The following is a 7,094-nucleotide window of genomic DNA, read 5'->3' on the forward strand; positions in this document are numbered from 1 at the left end:
TTTTTCGTTTTTATCTTCCTTTTTCTATCTATAATTTCAGACTAACTTGCCTTGCTCTCCATAGCCTATTTCTGTTGATATATAACCAGTTCATGGTTGAACTGATGAGTTATTTATTGTTCGCAGATAGCTCATTATTTATGAATATCATTATTCATTTTTATGTTGTTTCCAGTAAAAAAGCTTTTTCATTACAAGGACTCGTTAATGAAAGCCAACAACGTTTTATCAATATACCTTTATTTCTTTTTTTGGGCGTTCATGCCCAATAAAGCTTATAGCCATGCTATAACGCCTGTTACTGCCATTACTCAAACATTACCTACATGTATCATAATTAACCAAGTTTATTTAATCGATGCTCAGCAGCTAACTGAAATTTCATCTAGGCATATTGATGGATGGCGAAAAAAGCTAGAAGGTAAGTGTATTAGCGAGCAAGGTTTGCTCGACTATGCAGACTATATTAGGGCTGAGCTTATTAAAGCTGGCTACCTGACCTCTTATTTATATTATCCAGAGCAAACTTTTCTGTTTGGTATCCTGCAAGCAAAAATAATAGTAGGAACCGTTTCTTCGGTGGTTTATCAAAATGAACCGAGAGAAGACAACTTACTGCCACATGTATTTCCTTTTAAGCCAGGGGAAGCGCTTAACCTTTGGCATCTTGAGCAAGGCTTATACAATTTACAAAACACTTCTTTGCTTCCCTTTCAAATTAAATTAATTCCAGATGAAACCAATGAAAACGGCACGCAAATATTGGTGATTGGTCAACACCGACGTGAATTTCAAGGGATTCTATCTTTTGAGTCACGCTCAATTGCTCGGCAGGTAGGTAATACAGTCAGCCATACTTTTATAGCCGCTAATCCTTTGCTACGCAGTGATTTTTTATATTCGGAAGTCAGTCGTCAGCTAAGCGGTTCGGAAGACACTGAAATAACATCAGCAGCATTGTTCTATTCCCTTCCATATCATTATTGGCTTTTTTCTGTATCTGGTGGGTATCAGGAAAATAAATCCGTTCTTACCGGCTATGATATGGCTTTACCACTACAACAGTACCACTGGTTCCTCTTACTAAATGCAGAATACTTATTAAAGCGAACTGAACATTCGGTTACCTCAATAAGCATAGGGTCTCAAACCCAAAAAAGTGACACTTTTTTGTCTGATTTATACTTACAAACACAACAGCGCTATGCTAATTACATTATTGGTGAATTTTCTCATCAAATTAATTTTTCACAAGGCAATACCTTACTAAAATTAAAATATAAGCAAGGAACTGACTGGTTTGGTGCTAATGCACAGCAAATAACGGGATTGCGTAAGCCTCAAATTTTGAAAATATCACTTTCAACGTATAGAGAAGTGCTTCCTTTTCAATATCAAGGCCAATTTGAGGTGCAGCTGAGCCGTGACAAGTTAGATGTGTTACTAGACCAAGAATCATTAGTTGGAGCTGGTGGTATTAGCGGTTTTACTGGCGGACCGCAATATACTGATATGGGGGATAATAGCTTAAGGTTGGAAAATGAACTGTTATGGAATACTCCTTGGCAGCAAGTGGCTCTATATACTTCATTGGGTATAGGAGCAACGGCAAATGATAAAGCAACATTTTGGAAGGAAAACGTTTTACTAGGTGGAAGGATAGGAGCAAAAGGCCAATTAGGGCGTTTGTCATATCACTTATTTGCGGAAATGCCTTTTTGGCAAGGAAACCAACCTGTTATGCATGATGTCAGTTCGGGCCTTCATGTTGCATATTATTATTAATAAAATCAGTAGATTGTATTGTTTGTCGCGTCATCTAAGTGGTGTTTTTTATACAAATTAGCTAATTGTAGTTTTTATCGTATGTATTAGAGCATTTTCTGTACGCCAATAAATCGACTGAAATAATACGGCGAGTATTATTTTATTCTTTAAGTTATCAAATGGTTAAAATTATGTTTAGCATAGGCAGTTGAATGTTTTTTATTTGCATAAAAAACAAACTAAATAATTACATACTAAAATAATTTCCACATCGATTCTCTTTAGTGTTTTATTTCGTATCGCACCAATAAAAGCACTATATTCGTTCAGTAATTCAGCACTTAATCACAAATATAAAAATAAATAACCTCGATATAAAACCCTATTCATTACTAATTATATGGTTATAACGCCTGCGTCTCGTTCTTTATTATGAAATTTTAAGCTAAATTGCAGTGTTAATTGTTTCTAATATGTTACATGAATTGAAGGTGGGTCGTAAATGTGGCTATTGACGAAGCGAGTGACAGTTGATTAATTGCACAATGAATAACAAAAAATACAGATACTACATCTGTCGCTTTTATGACGGATTTAGACATCAAGCAAAACAACATGAACACCATAGGAGCATACAGATGCGCTCTATTAAAAAGACAGGCCTACTGACAGTAGGGCTTACATTGGCAGCATTAGCGGTATCCGCATCAGTACAGGCAAAAACATTAGTTTATTGTTCAGAGGGCTCCCCTGAGGGCTTTAACCCACAGTTGTTCACATCAGGAACGACTTATGATGCAAGCTCTATCCCACTGTATAACCGTTTAGTTGAGTTCAAATTAGGAACAACTGAAATTGAACCCGGTTTGGCTGAAAGCTGGGAAGTGAGCGATGATGGTAAAGAGTACACTTTCCATCTGCGTAAAGGTGTCAAATGGCACTCGAATAAAGAATTTAAACCAAGCCGTGATTTGAACGCAGACGATGTAATCTATACATTTATGCGTCAAAAAGATGCTAACCACCCATATCATAAAGTTTCAGGCGGTAGCTATGAATACTTTATGGGAATGGATATGGATAAAATCATCGATAAAGTAGAGAAAGTTGATGATAATACGGTAAAAATTACCTTAACTCGCCCTGAATCTCCATTCTTAGCTGATATGGCAATGGACTTCGCATCAATTCTTTCTGCTGAATATGCAGACCAGATGCTGAAAGCGGGCACGCCAGAAAAAGTAGACTTAAACCCAATTGGAACGGGCCCATTTGTTCTGCAACAGTATCAAAAAGACTCTCGTATTCTTTATAAAGCCAATGATCAATACTGGGGCACGAAACCTAAACTTGACCGCTTAGTCTTCTCTATCACACCAGATGCTTCCGTTCGTTATGCAAAATTGCAAAAAAATGAATGCCAAGTTATGCCATATCCAAACCCGGCTGATTTAGAGCGCATGAAGCAAGATAAAGACATTACGTTAATGGAGCAACCAGGGCTGAACGTTGGTTATCTCTCTTATAACGTTGAGAAAAAACCACTGGATAATCAAAAGGTTCGCCAAGCACTGTCTATGGCGGTGAACAAAGATGCAATTATCGAAGCGGTTTATCAAGGTGCAGGCCAAAAAGCGAAAAACCTTATCCCACCAACAATGTGGGGCTATAACGATGCGGTGAACGATTACGAATATAATCCTGAAAAAGCAAAAGCATTATTAGCAGAAGCGGGCTTCCCGAATGGCTTTGAAATTGACCTATGGGCTATGCCTGTTCAACGACCATATAACCCAAATGCCCGTCGCATGGCGGAAATGATCCAAGCGGACTGGGCAAAAGTTGGCGTTAAATCAAAGGTTGTCAGCTATGAGTGGGGTGAATACCTCAAGCGAGCGAAAGATGGCGAGCCACAAACGGTAATGATGGGTTGGACGGGTGACAATGGGGACCCTGATAACTTCTTTGCAACCTTGTTTAGCTGTGCAGCAAAAGAACAAGGTTCTAACTACTCAAAATGGTGTAATCAAAGTTTCGAAAACTTGATCCAACCAGCACGTCAAACAGCAGATCACGACAAACGAGTCGAGCTGTACAAACAAGCGCAAGTTGTGATGAATGAGCAGGCTCCAGCCCTCATTATTGCGCACTCCACAGTGTTTGAACCAGTACGTAAAGAAGTCAAAGGCTATGTGGTTGACCCACTAGGCAAACACCACTTCGAAAACGTCGATATTGAGAAGTAATCGTATCTAATCTGTCTATGCCCTTCGTTGCTGGTTTAGAGCGGAGGGCGTTTTCTTCTCTAGAAGAAGCAGAAAAGTTGAGTTGTTTGTGAGCACCCGGAAAAGCGATTTTCTGAGTAGCCAAACGGACTAAGAGCCGTCAACGGCATTATTAAAGAGATTCAGGATATGTTGCAATTTATCCTCCGACGATTGGGGCTTGTGATCCCCACGTTTATCGGTATTACATTATTGACTTTTGCTTTTGTCCACATGATCCCGGGTGACCCGGTGATGATCATGGCTGGTGAAAGGGGGTTATCCCCTGAAAGGCATGCTTATTTAATGGCTGAACTAGGGCTTGATCAGCCACTTTGGAAACAATATCTCCATTATATCAATGGGATATTTCATGGTGATTTGGGGATTTCCCTAAAAAGTCGCATCGGGGTATGGGAAGAGTTTTTACCTCGTTTTTTAGCAACAGTCGAATTGGCAACTTGCGCTATGATTTTTGCGATTTCTGTTGGGATCCCAGTTGGGGTGTTAGCCGCAGTAAAACGTGGGTCAATTTTTGACCATACCGCAATTGGCCTTTCTTTAACGGGTTACTCAATGCCTATCTTCTGGTGGGGGATCATGCTCATCATGTTAGTGTCGGTACAGTTAGACCTCACCCCGGTTGCAGGGCGAGTCAGTGATACCGTTTTTCTTGATGATTCTCAGCCTCTAACCGGTTTTATGTTAATTGATACCCTAATTTGGGGTGAAGATGGCGATTTTATTGATGCTGTAGAGCACTTAATATTGCCTTCCATTGTTTTGGGAACGATCCCATTAGCCGTCATTGTACGTATGACTCGCTCATCAATGCTAGAAGTGCTGGGAGAAGATTATATTCGTACTGCTCGTGCCAAAGGTCTTGGCCGCGCGCGCGTAATTTTAATTCATGCATTACGCAATGCATTATTGCCTGTGGTCACGGTAATTGGCTTGCAGGTGGGGGTGATGTTAGCAGGGGCTATTTTGACAGAAACTATTTTCTCATGGCCCGGGTTAGGACGCTGGTTAATCGAAGGGCTACAGCGTCGAGACTACCCTGTTGTCCAGGGGGGAGTTCTGCTGGTTGCGACATTGATTATCTTCGTAAACTTAGTGGTCGACGTGCTGTATGGCATTGTAAACCCACGTATTCGTCATAAAAAATAAGGAGCGCTAAATGTCTCAATCTACTGAGCCAACCGTTGTCAGCGCCCCGCAGCCGATGACCCCATTACAAGAATTTTGGCACTATTTTAAACGTAACAAAGGGGCAGTTGTCGGGATGTTCTACATTATCCTGATGGTACTGATTGCGATTTTTGCGAGGGTATTAGCCCCACATGCCCCAGACGAACAATTCCGTGATTTCTTACTTGCTCCACCCGTTTGGGAAGATGGGGGAAGTTGGCAGTTTATTTTAGGGACTGATGATGTTGGGCGCGACCTACTCTCTCGTTTAATGTATGGCGCCCGCCTGTCACTGCTAGTTGGCTGTTTAGTGGTTGTTCTATCATTAATCATGGGGGTCACTATTGGTGTGATCGCTGGCTATTTTGGTGGTGTCGTTGACGCATTAATTATGCGTGTTGTCGATATCATGCTGGCATTACCAAGTTTATTATTAGCCTTGGTGCTGGTCGCCATTTTTGGTCCTTCTATTGTTAATGCCTCGATTGCTTTGACGTTTGTTGCATTACCTCACTATATTCGATTAACACGAGCAGCGGTTTTAGTGGAAGTAAACCGTGACTATGTGACGGCTTCTCGTGTTGCGGGGGCCGGGGCAGTACGCCAAATGTTTGTGAACATCTTGCCTAACTGCTTGGCTCCATTGATTGTGCAGGCCTCTTTAGGTTTTTCGAATGCCATTTTAGATATGGCTGCTTTGGGTTTCCTTGGAATGGGCGCACAGCCACCGACTCCTGAGTGGGGAACGATGCTGTCTGATGTGCTGCAATTTGCACAAAGCGCATGGTGGGTTGTGACTTTCCCTGGACTGGCAATTTTATTGACGGTGCTTGCGTTTAACCTGATGGGTGATGGGTTACGTGATGCATTTGATCCAAAACTCAAGCAGTGATGAGGTAACCAAATGGCATTGTTAAATGTAGAACAACTTTCGGTACATTTCGGAGACGAAAAAGCACCGTTTCGCGCCGTTGACCGCATCAGTTATAGCGTTGATAAAGGCCAAGTCGTTGGTATCGTTGGTGAATCGGGTTCAGGTAAATCCGTTAGCTCACTCGCGATTATGGGGTTAATTGATTACCCCGGGAAAGTAATGGCTGATTCTTTAAAATTTGATGGGCGTGATTTACTGTCGATCCCTGAAAAAGAACGCAGGCAGATTGTTGGTGCCGATGTAGCAATGATTTTCCAAGACCCGATGACCAGTTTAAACCCATGTTTTACTGTGGGTTATCAAATCATGGAAGCGTTGAAAGTTCACCAAGGAGGAAGCAAAAGTACACGTAAACAGCGGGCTATTGACCTCTTAGATATGGTAGGGATCCCTGATCCACAATCACGTTTAGATGTGTATCCCCACCAGTTGTCCGGTGGAATGAGCCAGCGTGTAATGATAGCAATGGCAATTGCATGTCGTCCTAAGTTATTGATTGCGGATGAACCGACAACAGCGTTAGATGTCACTATTCAAGCGCAAATTATTGAATTGCTGTTGGAATTACAGCAACAAGAAAATATGGCGTTGGTACTTATCACTCATGACCTCGCTTTAGTGGCAGAAGCTGCACATCATATTATTGTGATGTATGCGGGGCAGGTGGTTGAGTCAGCCAAAGCGAACGATATTTTTAAGCATCCTCGTCATCCTTATACACAAGCGCTACTACGTGCTTTGCCTGAATTTGCGACGAATAAATCACGTTTAGCCTCACTCCCGGGTGTAGTGCCCGGAAAATATGATAGGCCTGTGGGTTGTTTATTGAATCCACGTTGTCCGTATGCAACGGAGAAATGCCGTCAAGAAGAGCCAATGTTACAAACCGTTGGTGATCGCCAAGTCAAATGCCATATGCCGCTGGATGATATGGGGAG

The 7,094-nt window shown here is 41.7% G+C and carries 6 protein-coding genes; all 6 read left to right on the top strand.

Annotated elements, in window-relative coordinates; all coding sequences use genetic code 11:
- Positions 1 to 104: 104 nt before the first annotated feature.
- Complete coding sequence (locus tag ACU696_RS03820) at positions 105 to 272, top strand: hypothetical protein (protein ID WP_196720010.1); 168 nt, start codon at positions 105 to 107, stop codon at positions 270 to 272.
- Positions 262 to 1,785 carry a ShlB/FhaC/HecB family hemolysin secretion/activation protein gene (locus ACU696_RS03825; RefSeq protein WP_196718847.1) on the top strand — a complete coding sequence of 508 codons (1,524 nt, stop codon included), beginning with the start codon at positions 262 to 264 and terminating at the stop codon, positions 1,783 to 1,785. Before ACU696_RS03820 ends, ACU696_RS03825 begins: the two co-directional genes overlap by 11 nt.
- A gap of 620 nt (positions 1,786 to 2,405) precedes the next feature.
- Positions 2,406 to 4,013, top strand: a complete 1,608-nt coding sequence (gene dppA / locus ACU696_RS03830) for a dipeptide ABC transporter periplasmic-binding protein DppA (RefSeq protein ID WP_109912888.1) — start codon at positions 2,406 to 2,408, stop codon at positions 4,011 to 4,013.
- A gap of 168 nt (positions 4,014 to 4,181) precedes the next feature.
- On the top strand, positions 4,182 to 5,201 hold the full coding sequence (gene dppB / locus ACU696_RS03835) for a dipeptide ABC transporter permease DppB (protein WP_004262635.1): 1,020 nt from the start codon (positions 4,182 to 4,184) through the stop codon (positions 5,199 to 5,201).
- A 10-nt stretch (positions 5,202 to 5,211) separates the two neighbouring features.
- On the top strand, positions 5,212 to 6,114 hold the full coding sequence (dppC, locus tag ACU696_RS03840) for a dipeptide ABC transporter permease DppC (RefSeq protein ID WP_447343037.1): 903 nt from the start codon (positions 5,212 to 5,214) through the stop codon (positions 6,112 to 6,114).
- A gap of 12 nt (positions 6,115 to 6,126) precedes the next feature.
- Positions 6,127 to 7,094: dipeptide ABC transporter ATP-binding protein (gene dppD / locus ACU696_RS03845; RefSeq protein ID WP_447343038.1), on the top strand; the 968-nt coding region annotated here is incomplete at its 3' end.

This window comes from Providencia sp. PROV_01 (assembly GCF_053098325.1).